26 protein-coding genes are annotated in these 21,491 nt (G+C 44.7%); all 26 read right to left on the bottom strand.

What is annotated here, in order from left to right; all coding sequences use genetic code 11:
- Positions 1–115 precede the first annotated feature (115 nt).
- A complete protein-coding gene (locus V6C21_RS00465; protein ID WP_034839118.1) occupies positions 116–451 on the bottom strand; it encodes an EamA family transporter in 336 nt (111 codons plus the stop codon).
- Positions 444–791: an EamA family transporter gene (locus tag V6C21_RS00460; protein ID WP_034839116.1), complete on the bottom strand. Its 348-nt coding sequence runs from the start codon at positions 789–791 to the stop codon at positions 444–446. The genes V6C21_RS00465 and V6C21_RS00460 overlap by 8 nt, the downstream gene beginning before the upstream one ends.
- A gap of 17 nt (positions 792–808) precedes the next feature.
- The gene (locus tag V6C21_RS00455) at positions 809–1,567 is read right to left on the bottom strand and encodes a DUF1638 domain-containing protein (protein ID WP_034839114.1); all 759 of its coding nucleotides are present in this window, start codon (positions 1,565–1,567) and stop codon (positions 809–811) included.
- A 231-nt stretch (positions 1,568–1,798) separates the two neighbouring features.
- Positions 1,799–1,981, bottom strand: coding sequence for a hypothetical protein (locus V6C21_RS00450; protein ID WP_034839113.1), 183 nt, complete (start codon positions 1,979–1,981; stop codon positions 1,799–1,801).
- A gap of 146 nt (positions 1,982–2,127) precedes the next feature.
- Complete coding sequence (locus tag V6C21_RS00445) at positions 2,128–3,546, bottom strand: MFS transporter (RefSeq protein WP_479268053.1); 1,419 nt, start codon at positions 3,544–3,546, stop codon at positions 2,128–2,130.
- Between the two features lie 212 nt (positions 3,547–3,758).
- Positions 3,759–5,507: an NADH-dependent [FeFe] hydrogenase, group A6 gene (locus V6C21_RS00440; protein WP_479268052.1), complete on the bottom strand. Its 1,749-nt coding sequence runs from the start codon at positions 5,505–5,507 to the stop codon at positions 3,759–3,761.
- An 18-nt stretch (positions 5,508–5,525) separates the two neighbouring features.
- Complete coding sequence (locus tag V6C21_RS00435) at positions 5,526–7,316, bottom strand: NADH-ubiquinone oxidoreductase-F iron-sulfur binding region domain-containing protein (RefSeq protein ID WP_034839109.1); 1,791 nt, start codon at positions 7,314–7,316, stop codon at positions 5,526–5,528.
- A gap of 15 nt (positions 7,317–7,331) precedes the next feature.
- The gene (locus tag V6C21_RS00430; RefSeq protein WP_034839105.1) at positions 7,332–7,703 is read right to left on the bottom strand and encodes a (2Fe-2S) ferredoxin domain-containing protein; all 372 of its coding nucleotides are present in this window, start codon (positions 7,701–7,703) and stop codon (positions 7,332–7,334) included.
- A gap of 36 nt (positions 7,704–7,739) precedes the next feature.
- Positions 7,740–8,279, bottom strand: a complete 540-nt coding sequence (locus V6C21_RS00425) for an ATP-binding protein (RefSeq protein ID WP_045085370.1) — start codon at positions 8,277–8,279, stop codon at positions 7,740–7,742.
- 8 nt (positions 8,280–8,287) lie between these two features.
- Positions 8,288–8,782 (bottom strand): NADH-quinone oxidoreductase subunit NuoE, encoded by a 495-nt coding sequence (gene nuoE, locus V6C21_RS00420; RefSeq protein ID WP_034839093.1) that lies wholly within the window; start codon positions 8,780–8,782, stop codon positions 8,288–8,290.
- Positions 8,783–8,904: 122 nt separating this feature from the next.
- Positions 8,905–9,636 carry a PHP domain-containing protein gene (locus V6C21_RS00415; RefSeq protein ID WP_479268051.1) on the bottom strand — a complete coding sequence of 244 codons (732 nt, stop codon included), beginning with the start codon at positions 9,634–9,636 and terminating at the stop codon, positions 8,905–8,907.
- Positions 9,626–9,982 (bottom strand): DRTGG domain-containing protein, encoded by a 357-nt coding sequence (locus V6C21_RS00410; protein WP_479268050.1) that lies wholly within the window; start codon positions 9,980–9,982, stop codon positions 9,626–9,628. The genes V6C21_RS00415 and V6C21_RS00410 overlap by 11 nt, the downstream gene beginning before the upstream one ends.
- Positions 9,983–10,033: 51 nt before the next feature.
- Positions 10,034–11,359, bottom strand: coding sequence for a [Fe-Fe] hydrogenase large subunit C-terminal domain-containing protein (locus V6C21_RS00405; protein WP_479268049.1), 1,326 nt, complete (start codon positions 11,357–11,359; stop codon positions 10,034–10,036).
- Between the two features lie 34 nt (positions 11,360–11,393).
- Positions 11,394–11,840: an ATP-binding protein gene (locus V6C21_RS00400; RefSeq protein ID WP_034839076.1), complete on the bottom strand. Its 447-nt coding sequence runs from the start codon at positions 11,838–11,840 to the stop codon at positions 11,394–11,396.
- Positions 11,837–12,190: a DRTGG domain-containing protein gene (locus tag V6C21_RS00395; protein WP_034839073.1), complete on the bottom strand. Its 354-nt coding sequence runs from the start codon at positions 12,188–12,190 to the stop codon at positions 11,837–11,839. Before V6C21_RS00395 ends, V6C21_RS00400 begins: the two co-directional genes overlap by 4 nt.
- Positions 12,191–12,349: 159 nt before the next feature.
- A complete protein-coding gene (locus tag V6C21_RS00390) occupies positions 12,350–12,808 on the bottom strand; it encodes a putative ABC transporter permease (protein ID WP_479268048.1) in 459 nt (152 codons plus the stop codon).
- Between the two features lie 210 nt (positions 12,809–13,018).
- Complete coding sequence (locus tag V6C21_RS00385; protein WP_479268047.1) at positions 13,019–13,186, bottom strand: hypothetical protein; 168 nt, start codon at positions 13,184–13,186, stop codon at positions 13,019–13,021.
- Positions 13,187–13,254: 68 nt separating this feature from the next.
- Positions 13,255–13,500, bottom strand: a complete 246-nt coding sequence (locus tag V6C21_RS00380; RefSeq protein ID WP_034839061.1) for a dihydroxyacetone kinase — start codon at positions 13,498–13,500, stop codon at positions 13,255–13,257.
- A 127-nt stretch (positions 13,501–13,627) separates the two neighbouring features.
- Positions 13,628–14,545: a tocopherol cyclase family protein gene (locus tag V6C21_RS00375; protein ID WP_479268046.1), complete on the bottom strand. Its 918-nt coding sequence runs from the start codon at positions 14,543–14,545 to the stop codon at positions 13,628–13,630.
- Positions 14,546–14,789: 244 nt separating this feature from the next.
- On the bottom strand, positions 14,790–16,388 hold the full coding sequence (locus V6C21_RS00370; RefSeq protein WP_045085365.1) for an NAD(P)/FAD-dependent oxidoreductase: 1,599 nt from the start codon (positions 16,386–16,388) through the stop codon (positions 14,790–14,792).
- Positions 16,389–16,424: 36 nt separating this feature from the next.
- Entirely contained in the window at positions 16,425–17,672 is a 1,248-nt protein-coding gene (locus V6C21_RS00365; protein ID WP_045085364.1) for a CdaR family protein, read from the bottom strand.
- Positions 17,669–18,532, bottom strand: a complete 864-nt coding sequence (cdaA, locus tag V6C21_RS00360; RefSeq protein ID WP_045085363.1) for a diadenylate cyclase CdaA — start codon at positions 18,530–18,532, stop codon at positions 17,669–17,671. Before cdaA ends, V6C21_RS00365 begins: the two co-directional genes overlap by 4 nt.
- A 231-nt stretch (positions 18,533–18,763) precedes the next feature.
- Complete coding sequence (locus V6C21_RS00355) at positions 18,764–19,915, bottom strand: aminotransferase class V-fold PLP-dependent enzyme (protein ID WP_479268045.1); 1,152 nt, start codon at positions 19,913–19,915, stop codon at positions 18,764–18,766.
- Positions 19,902–20,171 carry a putative Se/S carrier protein gene (locus tag V6C21_RS00350; RefSeq protein WP_479268044.1) on the bottom strand — a complete coding sequence of 90 codons (270 nt, stop codon included), beginning with the start codon at positions 20,169–20,171 and terminating at the stop codon, positions 19,902–19,904. The genes V6C21_RS00355 and V6C21_RS00350 overlap by 14 nt, the downstream gene beginning before the upstream one ends.
- Before the next feature lie 132 nt (positions 20,172–20,303).
- Positions 20,304–20,771 carry a 2-C-methyl-D-erythritol 2,4-cyclodiphosphate synthase gene (gene ispF, locus V6C21_RS00345; RefSeq protein ID WP_045085360.1) on the bottom strand — a complete coding sequence of 156 codons (468 nt, stop codon included), beginning with the start codon at positions 20,769–20,771 and terminating at the stop codon, positions 20,304–20,306.
- Entirely contained in the window at positions 20,768–21,418 is a 651-nt protein-coding gene (gene ispD / locus V6C21_RS00340) for a 2-C-methyl-D-erythritol 4-phosphate cytidylyltransferase (protein WP_479268043.1), read from the bottom strand. The genes ispF and ispD overlap by 4 nt, the downstream gene beginning before the upstream one ends.
- Between the last annotated feature and the right edge of the window lie 73 nt (positions 21,419–21,491).

The following is a 21,491-nucleotide window of genomic DNA, read 5'->3' as shown; positions in this document are numbered from 1 at the left end:
AAAGCGCAGGGTCCAGAACACTTTTTTAGTATGCACAGGGTACTGGGCGTAGAATAGAAATTTGCCGCTGACAGCATAAAAAAGCAGTCTCAAAACAGAGACTGCTGACCGGCAACTACATACTTAAAAATACTGCTCCAACTATAATCGACGCTACACCGAACGCCTTTTTCACCGTTATCTTTTCTTTCAGGACAATCCTTGAGATAATCATTGTCCAGATATATGTTATCGCTGTCATCGGCAGTACGACTGAATACTGCATGTACTTTAAGACCCATATATTTAACAGTGCAGAAGCGATATAGATTATTCCGCCGATATAAAGCTCCTTATTCTTAATAATCGAAAGGATGGAACCTCCCGCGCTGCTTCGCTTAAAGAAAAATCCGCCCAAAGCCCCAAGCATTGTCATAAATATAATAACTGCTATCAGAAATATCTTATTCATCGCCGACACCTATCATTGCTACGCCGAAAAGAATAAACAGCACACCTATGGCCTTCTGCGGCGTTAAAGCTTCATTCAAAAAAAATAATCCTATAAACAGTGCAAAAACATACCCTAAAGTCTGCATTGGGTGCAAAACCGAAAAACTGCCGAATCTAAACGCTGTAATCATACACAACGCGCCTATACCGTACAAAGCAAACCCGACAAGCAGCAGGAGCAGATTATTTGTTCCGGCAAGCTTCCAGAAATACTGACCAAACGCAGACGCGAGCGCAGAAAAAACCATTATCAGCATGCCTGTTTTATTCTTATTTATAGAAGAGATGAGGCGGTTCAAACGAATTCCCCTTTTCACTAATTGATTGTAGCGCCCTTTTCTGCCCTTATTATTTTTTCATCATAGCTTTGGGCAATATGTGTACCTTTGGGCACAATAAGGAATCTGTCATTGTCCCAGTTCCCGTTTATTAAATCTGAAAGCAAGGATAAATCACCGCGGTACTCTTTATACTCCCAGCCGAAATAATCTGCGGCCTCCTTTGTAAATTGGGCATATTCATCCCGCTTGAAACCAGTGTCAATATATGCGGCACGCTTGTAATTCCGAAGGTTCAATTCCTCGCTGTGGATTAAAAACTGTGCGTTGTCGACGCCGTACTTTTCCTTATACATCTCGTACTTCATCTGTGACGTTTTTTCGCACGGCATAGGACAGTTTTCTATCCACCCAGGGGAATACCAATAGACGCCGCCGCTGCATTCGTCAAATATTCTCCTGTACTCTTTCGCAGAACCGAGAAGCAGCGTCACGCAGTCATGCGCACGAGGTACCACGATTTGATACCTCTCTGATGAAATACCGACAAGGCCGTTTGAGCATAGCCCAAAACCCAAAAGAATCGCGTCAAAATCCATCCCTTGAGCATTGCATGAATGTGTGTCAATCCGTTTATCAATGCGGTCGATTTCGCGTTTTATTATTTCATTTAGTTTTGCCGGCTCGTTATGATACCCCTGCCTTATGAACGTAACATCTATATAATTTTCACTTTTAGCAATTAGTCCTGATATTTCCCTGCATATAACTTTGCAGGCAATAAGCTTTAATCTCAATTTTACCTCGATCCATATTACTTTAGTCAGGCTGTTTACATAAACAGCCTGTCTTTTATATTAAACCATAATTAGTTAAAATTCAATTACCCTTTTGTAAACAATCCAGAAGTAACTCGGCTCTAAAATGTAAATCACAAAGAGTTTTGACACACAGTTTTATGTATAAACGGGAAAGAATACAAAACTGCACCCAATAAGATCCCGGGTGCAGTTGCTTTATATGAACATTTATCTAATAATATTTTGTACGTCTGAAAAAACTTCACCTATTGCACGGATAGTTTTTGCTGCATTCTTCTTCATGCGGGCACGTTTGCGCACATCCATAGGACGGGCAATCATACCAACAGCAGTACCGACAGCTATACCTGCAGCTACACCTTTCGAAAAGGTTGCAAGAGTTTTGTTCACTTTCATAGCCTCCATTATAAAGATTTCAACTATATGTTGCCCAGATTCTTCAACTTTAAATCTTGTAATTTATGGCTTGAATATATTTTATCTTCTATAATAGAGGCTCATGATATATGGGGCTATTTGGCAGGTTTTTATCCAAATTATTTCTGAATTTCCTCTTTTGCTGTTTTTACTGTCCGTCTAACGCTTATTAGCATGGCTATGAACGTGCATACAGCGTCAAAAAGCATTATATAAGAAAATCCTTTGATGAAGGAACTGGGGTTAAACTTCCCGCCTGAAAGCGAATTTATGCTCGATTTAGTCGAAAATGAATAGATTAAAACAGAAAAAGCTGCTCCGGACACCAATCCGAGATTCCTAAAAAGCGCGTTTATACCGCCTGCTATACCAAGCTGGTCACGCTGAACGCTCCCCATTACGCTGCTGTTATTCGGCGACTGAAAAGTCGCTATACCGAAACCGAGCAGGCAGAGAAGCAATAAAATTTCCCAGATAGGCGAATTTCGGTGAAGCGTCGAAAGCAGAAGCAAAGATACTGTTGCCGCCGCCATTCCGGTAATTGTGAGCGGCCTGTAAGTAAGCTTGTCGGACAGCCATCCGCTTATAGGCGCCACAATCGCAGTCGTCAACGGATAAACAGAGATAATAATGCTCGCATGCAAAGCGCTGAGTTTCAGAAGATTCTCCAAATAAAACGGCATGAAAAATAGCACCGAAATCAGCGCGATAAATGACAGATATGCCGCTACAAGCCCGTAAGAAAACTCGTGGATTTTAAAAAGCTCAGGGTCAATCAGCGGGTTTATACTCTTCTTCTCAACAAAAACAAAAAGAATAAATGCAGCCGCTGCAATAATTATGGCCGGTATTAAATATATTGTCGGAATTGTTCCCTGCTGGACAAACAAAAGCCCCAGGAACAGTACAAGCACCCCAAAACTGAAAAGCAACGTGCCCTTTAAGTCAAAATATTTTACATCTTGCACTTCAAATATTTCAGGTATAACAATAGCCGACGCTATCAGCCCGATAATGCCGATAGGCACGTTAATGAAGAATATAGCCTGCCAGTTGAAAAAGTGGAGCAGTATTCCGCCGAGACTCGGGCCGGTCATATTGCCGAGCGCAACCATGGCCCCTACAAATCCGAGCGCTTTGCCTCGCTCCTCCGGCGGGAAAGTACCGGTTACAATGCCCTGACTCAGTGACATCATGGCGGAAGCACCAATGGCCTGCACAATTCTTGATATTACGAGAAACTCAAGCGTATGCGACAATCCGCACATGCCCGAGCCCAGTGCAAAAATTATAAAACCTGATGAAAATATCTTTTTCTTGCCGTAGAGGTCGGACAATTTACCCCAAACGAGCAAAAGCATCGATATCGTCAGCAGGTAACTTGTAACCACCCATTGAATCTGGCTGATTGAAACCTTTAAATCTTTTGAAATTACCGGAAGAGCGATGTTTACAATGCTTGAATCAAGTGTTGCCATAAATGTTGATATTGATGTGATTACGAGAATCAACCATTTCTTTGAGCCTGTAATTTCCAAAACTAAAATATCCTCCAAACAAACATACCGTCGAAATATGTTGACTTATAAAGTTGAGCAATCAAATTTGCAAATACTATTTTACCGCTGGAATTTTCATTTTAAAATAATAGTTTTTAACCACTTTATCATTAAAATCAGAATATTTTTAGTCAAAAAGCAAACCGCGAACAGCTTTTTAACTGTTCGCGGCTTTATTGCTTTTAAAATAATTAGTATTTTTTCCTTGCGACATAAGAAGTGTGAAGGACTTCATGAGCCTTATGGCTTCCCGGCTCCCCAAGATACTCGGCATAGAGAGCCTTGATAGTGGGATTCTCATGTGACTTTCTGAGAGGCAGGTTTTCGTCCTCAGCGTAAAGTGCAGCGCCGCGGATAGCCTTAAGGTCAACGGTGTTGCGTACACTTGCAGGTTGAGTCGGTTGACCGCCGCCGTTTACGCAGTCGCCCGGGCAAGCCATGACTTCGATGAAGTCATATTTCTTCTCGCCCGCCTTGACGCTGTCGAGGAGACGTTTCGCGTTTGCAAGTCCGCTTGTGACCGCAACTTTAAGTTCAAGGTCACCAATCTTGTATGTTGCCTCTTTAATGCCCTCAGTGCCGCGAACTTCATTGAATTCGACTTTTTCAAGCGGTTTTCCTGTGAGGGTTTCGGCCGCTGTACGGAGGGCAGCTTCCATAACGCCTCCGGTTGCACCGAAAATAGCACCTGCGCCAGTTGAATCGCCAAGCGGCGAATCGAATTCCTCATCCGGAAGAGAAGCAAAGTCAAGTCCAGCACGCTCGATCATGCGGGCAAGCTCACGTGTTGTAAGAGCAACATCGATATCAGGATAGCCTGAAGCTGCCTGATTCTCTCTGCGCGCCTCAAACTTCTTTGCAGTGCAAGGCATGATGGATACAACGAAGATATCCTTCGGGTCAATGCCCATCTTCTGCGCATACCATGTCTTAGCTACTGCACCGAACATCTGTTGAGGTGATTTGCAGGTTGAAAGGTTGTCTATAAATTCTGGATAATAATACTCGCAGAACTTTATCCATCCAGGTGAGCAGGACGTAATCATCGGCATCTTTCCGCCGTTTTTAATGCGCTCAACGAGCTCGTTAGCTTCCTCAACGATTGTGAGGTCAGCAGAAAAGTCGGTATCGAATACCTTATCAAAACCGAGCCTGCGGAGAGCCGCAACCATCTTGCCCTTTACGTTTGTACCGATCGGCATGCCGAAGCATTCACCGAGGGTTACACGGACAGAAGGAGCAGTGTTGACAACAACATGCTTTGTCGGATCAGCAAGAGCTGCCCAAACCTTATCTGTATCGTCCTTTTCATGCAAAGCGCCTGTCGGGCAGGCCACTATGCACTGGCCGCATGATACGCAAGGAACATCCTTGAGCTCACGGTCCATAACGCAGCCGATATGTGTATCAAAACCGCGGTCGTTAGCGCCGATTACACCGACAGCCTGCAGCTTTGAGCATGCAGCAGAACAACGGCGGCAAAGTACACACTTGGAATTGTCGCGGACAATAACGCCTGTTGAATCGTCAACTGCAGAAACTGGCATATCGCCTTTGAAATATTCAGCGTCATCAACGCCTAATTCACGGCAAAGCCTCTGAAGCTCGCAATCTCCGCTGCGTACGCAGGAAAGGCACTCGCGTTTGTGTGTTGAAAGAATGAGTTCAAGGGTTAATTTGCGGGATTTGCGTACCCTTTCAGTGTTTGTGAATATTTCCATACCCTCGTTAACTGGGTAAACGCAGGCCGCTACGAGTGATCTCGCATTCTTTACTTCGACGACGCACATTCTGCAGGCGCCGATTTCATTTATATCCTTGAGGTAACAAAGTGTCGGTATTTTAATGCCTGCCTGCCGCGCCGCCTCGAGTATAGTTGAGCCCTTCGGCACGGAAAGAGGCATGCCGTTAATTTGTATATTAACCATATCATTAGACATAGAACAGCACTCTCCTTCTTATTTCTTGAGAACGGCGCCAAATTTACATTTCTGCTGGCAGACACCGCATTTTATACATTTAGATTTGTCAATGACATGAGGTTTCTTGACAGTGCCGGTAATAGCACCAGCCGGACAGTTGCGTGCGCAAAGTGTGCAGCCTTTGCACTTATCAGGATCGATTACATAGGAAAGGAGATCCTTGCAGACTCCCGCCGGGCACTTTTTCTCATTAACATGAGCCTCGTACTCGTCGCGGAAATATCTCAGAGTAGAAAGCACCGGGTTAGGAGCTGTCTGTCCAAGTCCGCAGAGTGCGTTATCTTTAATGTAATGGCAGAGCTCTTCGAGCTTTTCGATGTCTCCAGGCTCACCCTTACCGGAAGTTATCTTGTTAAGCATTTCGAGGAGACGCCTTGTACCGATACGGCAAGGTGTGCACTTACCACAAGACTCATCAACCGTGAATTCAAGGAAGAACTTCGCGATATCGACCATGCAGGTGTCCTCGTCCATAACGATAAGTCCACCTGAACCCATCATTGAACCGATAGAAATAAGCTGGTCGTAATCAATTGGTGTATCTATGAGTGAAGCAGGAATGCATCCGCCGGAAGGACCGCCTGTCTGAGCAGCCTTGAACTTCTTGCCGTTCGGAACGCCGCCGCCTATTTCTTCTACGATTTCACGCAAAGTTGTACCCATCGGGATTTCAACAAGTCCCGTATGCTTAATCTTACCACCGAGAGCAAAAACCTTTGTGCCCTTTGATTTTTCTGTACCGACAGAAGCGAACCATTCTGGACCATTGAGAATAATCTGCGGGATGTTAGCATAGGTCTCGACGTTGTTGAGGATTGTCGGCTTGCCGAACAGTCCTTTGACAGCCGGGAAGGGAGGACGTGGATGCGGTTCGCCGCGGTGACCTTCAATTGAAGTCATAAGGGCTGTCTCTTCACCGCAGACAAAAGCGCCTGCGCCGAGTCTAAGGCCAATATCAAAATCAAAACCGGTGTTGAATATGTTCTTGCCAAGCAGTCCATATTCATGTGCCTGCTCGATAGCTATGCTCAGTCTCTTAATAGCAATCGGGTACTCAGCACGGACATAGATGTAACCCTGATTTGCGCCGATTGCATAACCAGCGATCGCCATAGCTTCAAGAACAGAGTGCGGGTCGCCTTCGAGAACTGAACGGTCCATAAATGCACCCGGGTCGCCTTCGTCAGCATTGCAGCAAACATATTTCTGATCTGCGTCATTCATGCGGGCAAGCTGCCATTTGCGGCCAGTCGGGAAACCAGCACCGCCGCGTCCGCGGAGACCGGATTTCAGAACTACGTCGATAACCTCTTCCGGAGTCATCTCGGTGAGCACTTTTCCGAGCGCCTTGTATCCGTCCCTCGCTATGTATTCGTCAATATCTTCAGGGTTGATTACACCGCAGTTGCGAAGCGCGCGGCGCATCTGCTTTTTGTAAAACGGAGTCTCGTTGAGGGATTTGACTTTATTGCCTTCATCGATTGTCTCATGATAGAGAAGTCTCTTGACAATACGGCCTTTCAGCAAATGTTCTGAAACAATTTCGCTGACGTCTTCTGTTGTTACCCTGCTGTAAAATGCACCTTCAGGATAAACGATAACAACCGGGCCTAATTCACATAATCCGAAGCAACCGGTTCTTACAACCTTTACTTCATCGGAAAGCCCGTTTTTTTCTATTTCACTTTCAAATGTTTTTATTATCTGCTCGCTGCCAGAAGATGTACATCCGGTACCGCCGCAGACAAGGACATGTGAGCGTATCATATTATCTTAACCTCCTTATTTTGCGACCGCGCCGATTGTGTATTCATAAACTACGTTGCCGTTGACAATATGATCGTTAACCATTCTAACTGCTTTCTCGGGCGTCATTTTGACATATGTGACCTTCTCTTGTCCAGGTACATAAACTTCAACTACAGGCTCATACTGGCAGATGCCGATGCAGCCTGTCTGAGTAACAATAACATCCTTAAGGTTTCTTTTTGCGACTTCCTCGGCAATCTTATTAAGAACAGGACGAGCTCCGGCAGCGATACCGCATGTTGCCATGCCGACCACTATGCGGGTAACGTTAGAGCCGTGTTCTCTTATGTTGACTTTGCTTTGCATCTTTTTTCTGATTTCCTCAAGCTCAGCAAGAGTTTTCACTGCTCAATCTTCCTTTCCGTATAAAAATTAACCGACTCACTGAATCTCAGCTTCACCTTCGCGCAAAAAATCCTTTATCCAAAGGATTACTTCGTTTGTATTTAGTGCCACACCCTGCAATACTTTCCTTAGTTCACGAGTATCAAGGGTAAAACTCTTTTCATCACGGCGCCTTTTGTAAACAAAATCTATATCCGGGTTGCAGTAAATCAGCATTGATATTGTCTCATTGATGTCTCCGAGCGGCATGCGGTCAATGTGTGAAAGCCCGAAAACACCGCATATCCGGGTTCCTTTTCCCGGCTCTGAACTGATTTCAAAACTACCGCCGGACATTTCTGCCGCCATCTTAAAAAACGGCACTCCAAGACCTACCTTACGCGTTGTCCGCGTCGTATAAAACGGATCTGTTACCGATTTAAGCTGCTCTTGTGACATTCCGCTGCCGTTATCAACAATTGTCACAGTTAAGGTATCGTCTTTATGCGACTCTTCAACTGAAATCTCAATAAGATCCGCCTTTGCCGCAATAGAATTTTGCGCGAGATCAATAATATTCAGCGATATTTCCTGCATATGCGCAATTAGTTGTATTTCTCAAGTATCTTATCGACATCATCCGGAACCAGTCTTCCGTAGACATCGTCGTTTATCATCATAACCGGAGCAAGTCCGCATGCACCAATGCAGCGGGTTGCGTCAAGCGAAAACTTTCCGTCTGGTGTAACCTCGCCCGGCTGGATATGTAACTTCTCACTGATGCGGTTGAGCACCTGCTGTGAGCCTTTTACATAGCAGGCTGTTCCGAGGCAGACAGAAATACTATATTTCCCTTTCGGATTCAATGTAAACTGCGCGTAAAAACTGGCAACTCCATAGACTTCTTCAAGGGGAATATCCAAGCTTTCCGCAATTATCTCTTGAACCTCAATCGGAAGATAGCCATAGATTTCTTGAGCTTTCTGAAGAATCGGCATGAGCGCGCCTTTTTCGTTCTTTAACTCTTCAATAACCTTGTAAAGACGCTCCTCCTGCTCCTTCGTGCCCTTGAAAGGCACGGTCGTTTTGCGTTTTTGCATTACTTCGTCCTCCCTCAAGGTAAATGTTAAAATTTTATCAAATAAATGCACACCGACTTAAAGTATTATATCATAAAGCAATAATAAAAACCATATAAATTTGTGCCTTATTTGTTAAAAATTTAATCATTGTTTTTGTCAATGAAATCAATGATGCTCGTTCTGTCATTGCAAACATTCTGAAGAAAGTATTTACTTTCACTGATGTCCCAAAGATAGTGGGCGTCCGAATCACGGAGAATGCGAAAATTCCGAAGATAAGGGTTCGATTTCAAGAAACTGTCCTTATCGCAGTTCAGCGAAAGCTCCACTGTTTTAAAACCTGCCTCCGGCGGTATCGCACCCAGTATGCCGATTATGCCGTTGGCAATCTTGTCTGCGTGAGCTGGAAAAGCGGTTCCCCCAAACTGTCTGGCTAAGTCAAGAGCACTGTCAACGCTTATTCCACTGGCGTTTATAAGCAGCGTTTCCTCTTGACCTATCGTATTGTCCATATCATCGAGAATCAACTGCTCACCGAAGATTTCAGGCCGGTTTTTTATTTTGGGCAGTGTCTTTTTCACTTCTTTTTCAAATTGGAGCGCTCCATCAAGCGTTTTGAACAGGCATACGACATGAATATCCTCACTTGTGCAAAGCTCCATTCCAGGCAAAACCGTAAGACCTGTCCTTTCGCCGACCTTCATCGTTGCTTCACAGTTGCCGCAGGTGTTGTGGTCAGTCAAAGCTATTGCGCCGAGTCCTTTTAGTTTTGCCATATTTACAATGTTATTCGGTGTCATATCCTTGTCGCCGCACGGCGAAAGGCATGAATGGAGGTGGAAATCATAATAGATTCGGTTATCACGTATCATTTCTGAGTGCCTCTCCGACTTTCAAAGCCGTTTCAAAAGCGCCTTCTCCGCTTTTCAGTATTGCTACATCGTTTTCCTTTGCACGCAAAAGCGCTTTTTCGTCAATCTCAGCTCCCTGTGCGAGTATAATGCAGGCAACCTCGGTTAAAACTGCCACTGCGACGGCATTTTCGTTTCCCATTACCGTAATCCATGCGCTACCGGAAGCAGCACGTCCCATGACCCAGCTTAAAAGGTCACCGCAGTAACCACCGGTAACTTCTTTTTTCAGAGAAGCGCCTCCCTGTAATATTTCAAAACCGCAGTGCTCCGCGAGTTCCGAAACAGTTATCTTTTTATCACTCATTGACTAATCTACCTCGCCGTTATTAAGATTAATATGGTTAAAATAATGCCGTTATTTCTGTTCGCCTTCAGGTTGGTCTGGTTTTCTGAACGGCGGGGGCAGATACCCCTCAAGCAGCGAAAGCTCGTCGACAAGCTTATTTATCCGCTCACGCAGCTTGAATATGCAGTCGCCCTTGTCTGCCATTCCGCGTATTACATCCTCGCAGAAAGCGCGGCATGATGGGGCTCCGCAGGAACCGCAGTCAAGCCCGGGCATTTCCTTCAGAAGTGTATCAATAGCCATGAGTTTTTTCATTGCCACGGAAACGTCGTTATCGAGCTTCAACACCGGAATATATTCGAGCGGGAGCGTCCACATTACGGAAGCAGGCACTTCCCCGTCCACATGATTGCGGGAGACAGGCAAGTATTTTCTGAGACGCTGAAGCCTTGCTTTAGCGATATAGGGATTTTCAACGGTAAGCACACCGCCGACACACCCGCCGCTGCACGCGTTAAGCTCAATAAAATCTACTTCGCTGAGCTTCTCATCCTCGACTTCTTCAAGAACTTGGATGACATTTTCTATTCCGTCAGCGGCAAGATACTGTTCTTTTAAAAGCGCAGATGCTTCGCCGCCCGAACCTGCCCATCCAACTCCGATAATACCGGAATGGGACAGCGGCTCGGGGTCGTCCATGTGTTTTATTATTCCGGCAATTTTAGGATAGATATCGCTAATCGCCAGCACATAATTGATTTCAGATTTTCTTGTGCCGAGAGGAGTGCGGACGTATGTAACCTTTGCCGGACAAGGCGAGATGAAAAAAATCCCGATTTCATTTGCCTTCAAGCCGGTCTTTTTTACAGCTTCACGCCTTGCCATCATAGCAGCTACCTCGACCGGCGCAAGCACCGGAAGGACATTTTGGCAGAGGTTCGGGAAACGCACTCGTATAAGCCTTGTAACAGCCGGGCAGGCCGAGCTGATGACCGGCCTTGGAAGTTTGCCTGTGCTCATTAGCTTTCGCGTGCAATCCGATACGATTTCCGCAGCGGAACTCACTTCGAACACATCGTCGAAACCAATTCTTTTAAACGCCGTCAAAACTTTATCTATATTATCAAGATTGTTAAACTGGCCATATAACGACGGGGCGGGCAACGCAACTTTCCACTTGAACTCTTTTAAGCAGTCAAGTGAATCGAAAACCGCCTTTTTCGCGTGCTGAGGGCAAACTCTTATACATTCGCCGCAGTCAATACAGCGTTCTGGAATAATAGAAGCCTTGCCGTTTCTGACTCTGATAGCTTCCGTCGGGCAGCGTTTAATACAGTTTATGCAGCCTTTGCAGCGGGAACTGTCGAGTGTCACCGAATGATAGAAATCACTCATAATTCCACCTCCCTATCTACTATGAGCTATCAGTTCAGTTCTTTACGACTACCGCCATATGCACCGTTGTGCCTTTTCCAACTTCTGTCTCAATTTCAAGCTCATCGCTATATTTTTTCATATTGGGAAGTCCCATACCTGCGCCAAATCCCAGTGCTCTTATTTTGTCGGGCGCGGTCGAATAGCCTTCCTTCATAGCAAGCTCAACATCGGGAATGCCGGGCCCATGATCAGTGAGCGTTATGTCTATCCTTTTAGGCGTTATGATTACAGACGCCTCTCCACCGCCGGCATGAATTACCATATTTATTTCGCCTTCATACATCGATATCGTGGTCCGTCTTATAACATCAGGGTCAAATCCCAGCTGCTTGAGTACCATTTTAACGTTGCCTGAAGCCTCGCCTGCATGCGTGAAATCATCTCCGGGCACATTATAAAAAAGACGCATCTCGTCAGAATTTAATTCTTTCCCCGTCATTCCTTCACTGTTCCCCCTCGCAGTCCATGAGAGTATAAAAGGCCGCAGGCGACGAACATTCTGTGTTTGGTACACAACAAAATAATGCCGCGTTCGTTCGCCAACGATATAACAGAACTGTCAGGTCTCTTCCCCCTTACAAATATTATACAGCGCATATCCATCATTTCTGCTGTGCGGACTACCTGTGGATTTACAAGACCTGTGAGCAAAACTGACTGGTCTTTGACAAAGGCAAGAACATCGCTCATCATATCGCTTCCACAAGCCGATTTTACTTCTGTATCGAGCTTATCCGCCCCAGTAATAATTTCCGCGTCCAAAATATCCCTTATTTCGCTGACAAGCATATGGGAACCTCCTGATGTGTTTTCATTGTTTTACCGTTATTTTATGTATGCTATATTCTTTATAAAAAAAAAGCCCACATCTATTATATCATTGGGCATAAAAATACACAATATATTGTTTGCTCCGGGGCAATTGTAAGATATAGCATTTACTTCTCATCATTTTCCGGTAAACAGCCTTTTATAGTTATACAAAACATTTCCCTCCGGCTTTTCCTCATCAAACAGCTTATACCGCAGCCAATCGTCGGCATATATCGCAAACGACATAAGGAAAAACCACGCTATTGTCATAAAAAGGCAGATTTGTCCGTGAAAATTGTATGGCATAGAACTATAGTCCCAAATGTTGCGGTGAAGGACTATATTGAGCACATAGCCGGAAATGAATTCGATTACATCGGTGATAATCGTACCGAGCAGACACTGCTGCCACATCAGCCTGTTATAATACGCAGGATGTTCGTTCAATAGCCCGACAAGGACGCCGACCAATCCTCCTATCCATAACATCTGAACATATGTCACGCCCCTGAACAGCAATTCCAGTGTCGTATAACCCATTCCGAGCAAAATCCATAAAACCAGCAGCCGCCACAGATGTTTTAGAAATTTCATACGACCACCCCTGTATTCTGAAAAAATGTACTTAACCGCTCTCATGAAAGAGAGGTTCTGATTTATGGTTACCGACTAAGGCGCTGCATATACAAAAATTTTTCCATATTAAGCTGCAATTAAATCAGCGTTTTCAAGTGTTTGTTCTGAATTGAGCAAAACAAAACACGCCCGGTAGTAAACCGGGCGTGTTTTCAGCATCTTTTATTTTTAATTTGCTTTTACAAGCTCAGTATTCTTAACCCATTCACAATGAGAACCATTATCTCCGATAAACTCAACAAAACTCTTCTCGAATGGTTTCAATATGCGAATGAATCCTTGACCAAACTTAGGATGCTTTACTTTTTCACCAGCATGAAATATTTCTTTGCTCACTTTTGTCTTCCTTTCGTTTTTGCTTTTTTTAATGTATGGTATTTATATTAAAGCTGTATTAAAGTGCCTTAAAAACCATTAGCCTGACGTTCCATATTTTCTATAACAATATCATGGATATCGCCCAATGAAGCACAATACTCAAGCACTTTCCAAGGTTCGTTGGTGTGAAAATGAATTTTAATCAGTTTCTCATCGCCAACGACGAGTAAGCAATCACCTTCAATGTTTTTCACAATATTTTCGTATATTTCATCTTCAGAAAGACCGTTTCCTTCAATCAATAGCTGTGTATCAAATCTATATAAAAGCATATATACCCCATTTTAGTTGTTCTGCTTTATACTTGATAATTACTTAACATTCTAGCATTACAGTGTATAATAATACTATTTTATCCGACTCATGTCAACATTTTTTTAATTCCATTTCTGTCTAATTTTAATGCAAAACTATCATATCCCCGCAAATTTCTGTCGCCGACTCCGTTGCCGTATCGCTGAAAATAGTGCGGTTTTTATCGCGCAGTTCCACCTTTATGGTGTCATCGCAGCTTTCGGTTATTACCCTTTTCATATCGCCTGCCAACGGCGCCTTGAGCGGCGAATCTGCTCCCCTTAAAATACTGACGGTCAGTTCCTGCCGCGGTGATCTTACGACGATTTCCAACGCATCACCGCAATATTTCATTGAATGGACACGCGCGCAGCCATAGGTGGTAAAGGTGTGAAACCTGTTGTTTTCATAAAGGTAAGCAATAAGCCCGTTTATCTTTTTCCCCATTAGCGGTACAATTGCAGCAGCGAGCATAAACGACGCGTCGTGGTTTAAGAAGCCCGATGATTGCGTCCAAAGATATTTTTCTGTGAAAGAAACACCCCAATCCTTTTCTATATACCCGCTTCCGCCGCTTAAATCAATATCCTCGCCGTTTAAAGCCAATCCGCCGCAAACTTTGCTTTTCACACAGATTACCTCATGGCGGCATTCGAGCATTGGGAAATAGGACAGCGGCCCCATTATTCCGGGGCTCCAGATACTCTTTGGATAACGTACCCTGTCATTAAACACTACTCTGCCGAAGGCCGAATCCTCGCCTTTGATATTTATTCTCAAACCCTCATCGGAGAATGAATTTTCGCCTATTTTTATAAGAAACCTATCCCTTGAGTATTCAAAATCCGAGAGCGGGTATCTTTTATAAATGATAAGCCCGTTTGAGTCAAGCAACTGAACAAAGCAGTGGGAATCATTTTTGCATAAAGAAATCCCGGGTATGACGGATATAGACCGCCCATTGCCTGAAACCATGCGGAAATACCAGCCCTCAAAATACGGGGCTATATGCCCCTCACCCATAAAAATTGCTTGATTAAATATACGCATAATAACACCTTTCGACAATTTTCAGTTTTTATATTGTTTACTACATAAATATGTTTCATTCATAAATCCAACATAAAAAGCCGCACCAAAATGCGGCTTTTTTATTTATCGCCGAAAGGCGTTGCCTATCCTGACAATTACAGTTTTCTGATAAATTTTTCTGCAAAAAAACTGCCTCCACAACTTGTTTTTGGGAGGCAGTCTATCTTTTTTATTTTCAGTCGATGGGGGCATATTTTTTTATGATTGATTCGGCGGTTCTGAGCCCGTCTACCGCCGCGCTGACAATGCCGCCAGCATATCCGGCACCCTCGCCGGCGGGGTATAGCCCGCTCACCCCGAGGGCTTCAAAGGTTTCATTGTCGCGCAGGATTCTGACAGGAGACGACGTGCGCGTTTCCACGCCTGTCAGAACTGAATCGGACGCCGCAAAGCCGCGAAGCTTTTTGTCAAAGGCCCGGATACCACACCTCAACATTTCAGTTATATATTTTGGGAACAACTTTTCAAGGTTATATGGATTTACCCCGACAGAATAAGTCGGCACGACCCGCCCAAAATGAGCGGTATTGGTCCCCGCCAAAAAATCACCGACTGTCTGGCACGGGGCGCGAAAACCTCCGCCGCCGGCGGCGAAAGCTGCCCTTTCAAGCCTTTCCTGAAAGTTTATTCCATCGACAGGGTTCTGCCCAAAGTCTTTTGGCGATACCGAAACGGCAAGGGCAGCGTTAGCATTGGCCCCGTCACGCTTATAATAACTCATGCCGTTAGTGACGACTCCGCCCTCCTGTGACGCCGCCGCCACCACCAGGCCGCCCGGGCACATACAGAAAGTATAAACCGCTCTCTCGCCTTTTCTCAGCGACAGTTGATATTCCCCTTTCGGTAAAGCCGGATGGCCGGCAAATTCACCGTAAAGTGCTTTGTCAATCTCCTTTTGAAGATGTTCGATTCTTACCCCTACCGAGAAGGGTTTTGGCACGATTGATATGCCTTTTTGGAGCAGCATGCTGAAAGTATCGCGGGCGCTGTGGCCCAGAGCCAATATAACAGCACCGGCCTCCGTTCTCTCACCGTCTATAAATACCGAACTTACTTTCCCGCCGTTTATCTCTATATCCGTCAGCTTGCTGTTAAATCTGACTTCTCCGCCGAGGCTGATAATTTTATTGCGGATATTTTTAACAACCGTTCTTAAGTTATCTGTCCCGATATGGGGCTTGGCCGCCTGCTTTATTATTTGGGGCGCGCCGTTTTTGACAAATTCATCTATGACCATGTCGCACCGAGGGTCGGATATTCTCGTCGTCAGCTTTCCGTCCGAGAATGTGCCGGCTCCACCCTCGCCGAATTGCACGTTTGTGTGTGCATCAAATGCTCCGCCGCTCCAAAACCGTTCGACAGCGGCAACCCTTTCCTCAACCGGAGCGCCTCGCTCGATAATAAGCGGACGGTAACCGTATTGGGCGAGAAGCAGCCCCGCGAACATACCCGCGGGGCCGAAACCAACAACTATAGGACGGGCAGACAGCCTTTCCGTACCTACTTTTAGACTGTATTCCGTCTTGGCACGATACCTGACGTCTTTGTCATTCGCAGCGGCTACAGCGGCTCTTTCGTCTGCCTCATGCACAAGTTCAATACCAACTGAATACACAATGCTGATATCCTTGTGCCTTGCGTCAACTGACTTTTTTATTATATACGCGTTGACCGCTTCACCGCGGCTTCTTTTTATTTTGGAAAGCGCTATGTCTATTACGTCGTCTTCATTCTTCGAAAGTCCTGCTCTTATATTACTAACTATAATAGCCATTTAATCTTCCTTTTCTGGGAGAAAATTCAATCATCATTATTTTCTTATACTTACAACAGCGCTGTAAGAACCGGTTACCCAATAGCCCGACCTGCCGGGTACTTTAAAGGTTACAGGAACCTCATACTGCCCTGTACCGTTTTGAACATTGGACAAATTAATAATTGCGTTTATTGTAGTCACGTTGTCTATATCGGAGGACGGCCCGAAAAGCTTAATATTTTTAATCTGTTTCGTCTTAACTGTTACCCTGTAACCGGCAGGCTGCCCGACAACTGTAAAATTACTTGTGCTCATCATTTTTGTAGACGTATTCTTGAGCATCACCTTTACATATGCCGTCTCCACGTTCTCTATATTCATTATTCCTTCAATATTCGGAATATTCATCATTTTGGTTGATGTAATGTCAAGTTCCTCAAAGTTAATGCTGCCCATATTTATTTCATTAATAGCGTCAATTTTGTCAGCGTTTCCAGCTACATCAATTGAGCTGGGCGTTACCTCATACATGATATTATTCGTATCAAATCCTTCTGGTATATTTGTAAAACTAACTTTTAACGGCAATTGTTTTGTCTTTAGTATCGGCACAGTAATCTGCACAGATGACTGGCTCATCTGAATGTGCTCCAAATTTAGCTCATTGCCCCCACTGTCAAGCAAGATTATCTTGCTGTTAATCACTGTGGTTTCTTTGGTGTTATCGCCTATTTTAACCTTTGCTTGTGCTTTGGCAACTTGCGACAGCTCGCTTGTGGGGCCTGAAATGGTAATTGTTTTTGGGTTAGATTCTGCAGTCTGCATGATATATCCATCGGGGACTTTGTTGTCTTCAACTTGGACATTGACAGGCAGATTTTTTACCTGCATCGTATCAAACTTTACTGTTACATATGCGGGGCTGATTTTAGTTATCCTCACTCTGTTATCCGGCGATTTCAGAACAGCATTCAGCTTAAGTTCATAACTGCCGGCCTTAGAAATCATACTAATTACCGGAGTAACGCTGAAGCTCGAACCTGTCAGCCTGCCTATTACATTTCTGGGGCCTGTTACTGTTATACTAACCTTATCGGTAGACTTATCAACCACATGGAGACCCAAGGCCGTAAGAGACTGTGAATTCTCCTCTATGCTGATTTGTGCGCCGTAAATCGTACGCTTATAGTCTGGGCTTACATTAATTACTACAAAAAGCCAAAACAGTATAGCCACAACGACAGATGACACAAATATAAATTTATTGTTGTAAAGCAGTCGTCTTGTCACGTTATTCTTCATTTCGCAGTCACCTTTGATGCAGACTTCTTCTCTTTCTTGTCCTGCGGTTTTTGAGGAAGCAGACCTTTTTCAAGGGCTACTCTCAATGTATCTATATTAAGATTGCGCTTTATTACACCATTCTGAACAAGCGAAATAATGCCCGTTTCCTCTGAAACAACGATTACAAGGGCGTCGCAGCTTTCACTGATACCGAGAGCAGCACGATGCCTTGTTCCGAGTTCTCGGCTCAAATCCGGATTTTGTGAAAGCGGCAAAAAACAGCCGGCAGCGTAAACTCTGCCGTCCCGCAAAATCATTGCTCCATCATGCAAGGGTGCTTTAGGATAAAATATGTTGCAGATTATTTCGGAGCTCATATCGGCGTTGATAATAGTGCCGGTCTTTACAATCTCACCGAGCTTTGTTTTGCGTTCAAAGAGTATAAGTGCGCCAATGCGGTCCCTTTGCAGCCACTGAACCGCCTCGCATACCGCATAGATTTCATTCCGAATTTTGTTAATCTCGGTTTTATCATCATCAATTTTAAATAATCTGAATTTGCCGACACTTGACCTGCCGAGGTGTTCAAGCGCACTTCTAAGCTCCGGCTGGAATACCACAATAAGGGCAAGAACACCGAACTGGAATATGTTTAACAATATAAAAGACATCGCTTTGAGGCCCAGTATCATTGAAAAATAATAGGCCACAACGAATAAGATAATACCCTTAATAAGCTGTTCTGCTCTCGTCTCGCGGATAAGTTGAATCGCTTTATATATAAGGAACGATACAAGAATAATATCGATTATATCCAGTATGGAAATCGTTTTTATTACACTGATAATTGACTGGAAGAAATTATTTATGAAATCCATAAGTTACTGCACCCTTCTGGATTTTTGATATCTTATACTGCTTTTCTTCAAATTTTTGCGAAGTAAATATCACATATTGTATATATTGTACCATAAATTTTAAATGAATAATAGGGCTTTCGCTGTTTCAAACTTACTTTTGCTTAAAAGAAGCCTTGATTTTCCATCACCCCGACTGCTTGTCCACCATTTCAGCGCCAAAAATTTATCGCTTCTCAGCGGCGTAAAATTTTATTTCTTCATCTGTTTTGCCAATTGGGCAACTGCCGCAGAGAGCCTTATAGCATCCCTTTTTGTATTAAACGCGCCAAAACTCGCCCTTACCATGCCCCTATGAAGCGTTCCAAAGCGCTCATGCGCAGCCGGTGAGCAGTGCAGTCCGCCCCTGAGCGCGAACCCGTATTTGTCCAGTGCAGAAGCAAGTTCACCGCTTGCAACACCGCGTATATTAAATGAAATTACAGGAACATACCCATCGTCCGGCAAGGGTGTATACAGCTCCACTCCATCAATTTGTGACAACGATTTATAAAGAGCGCGGGCATATTCCATTTCACTGAGTTCTATGCCGCCGGAAAGAATCTTTGAAGCAAAACGCATACCTGCACGCAGGCCCGCTATGCCCGGTGCATTTAGTGTTCCGCTCTCCAGCCTGTCTGGCATAAAATCAGGCTGGGAATAGCTTTCCGAATTGCTCCCTGTTCCTCCCTCAATAATCGTATGCAGCTTTTCGCCTTCCGACGTAATAAGCAGACCTGTCCCCATCGGCCCGTAAAGGCCCTTGTGGCCCGGCATGCAAAGATAATCAATGCCGCATTCCTTCATATCTATCTTGACAACACCAGCAGTCTGGGATGCGTCAACCAAAAATTTTAATCCGTATTTCTTGCAAAGCTTTCCAAGCCGCTTTATCGGAAGTATCTTCCCGCAGACATTGGACGCGTGAGTGCAGGCTATCATCACCGTATCATTATTTATCAGGCGTTCAAATTCCGCTACCGTTTCATCGTCGTTGTCAAGGCTTACATATGCCTTTGAAAAACGCACCCCGCGTTCCGAAAGCTTATAAAGGGGGCGCATAACCGCATTATGTTCAAGGTCAGATGTTATAACGTGGCCGCCTTTTTTATAAAGAACACCTTTTAATGCCATATTGATTGAATGTGTCGCGTTGAGCGTAAAGGCAACACACTCCGGCCCGTCGGCGTTGAACATCTCCGCCGCGGCGCTTCTGCATGCGTATACCTCATATGCCGCCGCCATAGACATTTTATGACCGCTGCGCCCGGGATTTGCCCCTTTATCTTTCATAAAATCATATACGGCCTGCGCAACGGATGCAGGCTTTGGATAAGTTGTTGCAGCGTTGTCAAGATATACCATAATTGCCGCCCCCGACACTGATTATTTTGATATGCGCATGATCCAGAATCCTGATTGCCCTATCCAATGAGGCATTGCCGATCCTTATGGCATAATGGCACCCACATTCCGAAATCTCGGTTGGAGCACGTTCAACCGAGGCCCTGATACCTTTCCGTTCCAAAATTTCCTTGCCTTTATATGCATATGTGATGGAGCTTACAATAATATATTGTCCGCTCACTTTTATCACCTCACGGCTCATATCTCTATACATTGTATGCGATGAAATCGATAAACGGAACAACAGCGGCAATTCTATAAAATTAGGCAAAAAAAGACTGCTGCAAACAGCAATTTTGCAACAGCCTTTGACAAAATAACAATATATTCACACGTATGTAGTTTTTTATACAAGCAGACAAACTGCATGAGCGGCTATTCCCTCAGACGCTCCTGTAAATCCCATGCCTTCCTCAGTTGTAGCCTTGACATTGACATTTTCGGCCGCAGTTTCGCATGCCGAGGCGATATTTTCCCTCATTTTCTCAAGATATGGCTTCATTTTCGGCGCCTGGGCGATTATTGTTGCGTCTATGTTGCCGACCATAAGGCCCTTTGACTTTACTTTAATGAATACCTTTTTCAGCAGTTCTATACTGTCCGCATCTTTATATTCAGGGTCGGTGTCCGGAAAGAGGGCGCCTATGTCAGGAAGCCCGGCTGCACCGAGGAGCGCGTCCATTACCGCATGCACTAAAACATCGGCGTCAGAATGACCCAGCAAGCCTTTTTCGAAGGGTATTGTAACACCGCCGAGGACAAGCCTGCGCCCTTCCACCAGTCTGTGCGCGTCATAGCCATGTCCAATTCTCAAAAAGCGTCACCCCTCGCCCTTAGGATTGCTTCTGCCTGAAGGATATCATCTTTAGTGGTTATCTTGATATTTGTATAATCTCCTTCGACAAGCTGGACGCGGCCGCCCGACGCTTCGACAAGCTGGCAGTCATCCGTATAATCCTTATTTTCGCGCTGTGCCTTTTCCAGTGCGGCGCGGTATATATCCACTCCAAAAACCTGAGGGGTTTGGACAGCCCAAAGCGACTGCCTGTCAGGAGTTGATATAACTACGCCGTTTTTGTCTGCTATCTTCACGGTATCCTTAACCCTGACCGCAAGTGCCGCTGCTCCGTTTTCGAACGCGCTCTCAATCGCCTTATCGATAAAGGAAGATGTGATAAGGGGGCGCGCGCCATCGTGAACGGCGACAAATTCCGTTTCCTTGCTTATAGCGTTGAAGCCACGCGCAGCGGACTGCTGTCTCGTTTCACCGCCGATAACGATGTGCTTTACTTTATCAAATCCGAATTCCTTGACAACTGAGCCGACTTTCATTATGTCAAATCTATTCGTAACGATAACAACTTCCCTGACAAGCCTGCTTTTTTCAAATGCAGAAAGCGTCCTTGCTATCGCGGCAATACCGCAAAGCGGTATAAATTGTTTGCTTTTTCCTATACCCATCCTGACGCTTTTTCCGGCCGCTACAATAATTGCAGTTACAAAAGAACTTTTATGCTGCGGTTTTATTGAATTG

The sequence above is a fragment of the [Clostridium] cellulosi genome (assembly GCF_036762875.1).
Taxonomy (GTDB): Bacteria; Bacillota; Clostridia; order Oscillospirales; family Ethanoligenentaceae; genus Ruminiclostridium_D; species Ruminiclostridium_D cellulosi.
Note: the sequence above shows the minus strand (reverse complement) of the source record. Positions and strands in the feature narration are given on the sequence as shown.

Coding starts and splice junctions, on each gene's coding strand:
- V6C21_RS00365 (WP_045085364.1), bottom strand. CDS start 17,672: ATGAAGAATAACGTGACAAGACGACTGCTTTACAACAATAAATTTATA.
- V6C21_RS00435 (WP_034839109.1), bottom strand. CDS start 7,316: ATGATACGCTCACATGTCCTTGTCTGCGGCGGTACCGGATGTACATCT.
- V6C21_RS00355 (WP_479268045.1), bottom strand. CDS start 19,915: ATGGTATATCTTGACAACGCTGCAACAACTTATCCAAAGCCTGCATCC.
- V6C21_RS00405 (WP_479268049.1), bottom strand. CDS start 11,359: ATGAGTGATTTCTATCATTCGGTGACACTCGACAGTTCCCGCTGCAAA.
- V6C21_RS00400 (WP_034839076.1), bottom strand. CDS start 11,840: ATGACGGGGAAAGAATTAAATTCTGACGAGATGCGTCTTTTTTATAAT.
- V6C21_RS00415 (WP_479268051.1), bottom strand. CDS start 9,636: ATGATACGTGATAACCGAATCTATTATGATTTCCACCTCCATTCATGC.
- V6C21_RS00370 (WP_045085365.1), bottom strand. CDS start 16,388: ATGGCTATTATAGTTAGTAATATAAGAGCAGGACTTTCGAAGAATGAA.
- V6C21_RS00390 (WP_479268048.1), bottom strand. CDS start 12,808: ATGAAATTTCTAAAACATCTGTGGCGGCTGCTGGTTTTATGGATTTTG.
- ispD (WP_479268043.1), bottom strand. CDS start 21,418: ATGGGTATAGGAAAAAGCAAACAATTTATACCGCTTTGCGGTATTGCC.
- V6C21_RS00440 (WP_479268052.1), bottom strand. CDS start 5,507: ATGTCTAATGATATGGTTAATATACAAATTAACGGCATGCCTCTTTCC.
- V6C21_RS00380 (WP_034839061.1), bottom strand. CDS start 13,500: ATGCTTTTATATAGATTTGATACACAGCTATTGATTGAAGGAAACGGT.
- V6C21_RS00465 (WP_034839118.1), bottom strand. CDS start 451: ATGAATAAGATATTTCTGATAGCAGTTATTATATTTATGACAATGCTT.
- nuoE (WP_034839093.1), bottom strand. CDS start 8,782: ATGCAAAAACGCAAAACGACCGTGCCTTTCAAGGGCACGAAGGAGCAG.
- V6C21_RS00375 (WP_479268046.1), bottom strand. CDS start 14,545: ATGGGTGAGGGGCATATAGCCCCGTATTTTGAGGGCTGGTATTTCCGC.
- V6C21_RS00410 (WP_479268050.1), bottom strand. CDS start 9,982: ATGAGTGATAAAAAGATAACTGTTTCGGAACTCGCGGAGCACTGCGGT.
- V6C21_RS00395 (WP_034839073.1), bottom strand. CDS start 12,190: ATGCTTGTCAGCGAAATAAGGGATATTTTGGACGCGGAAATTATTACT.
- cdaA (WP_045085363.1), bottom strand. CDS start 18,532: ATGGATTTCATAAATAATTTCTTCCAGTCAATTATCAGTGTAATAAAA.
- V6C21_RS00350 (WP_479268044.1), bottom strand. CDS start 20,171: ATGTATAGAGATATGAGCCGTGAGGTGATAAAAGTGAGCGGACAATAT.
- V6C21_RS00425 (WP_045085370.1), bottom strand. CDS start 8,279: ATGCAGGAAATATCGCTGAATATTATTGATCTCGCGCAAAATTCTATT.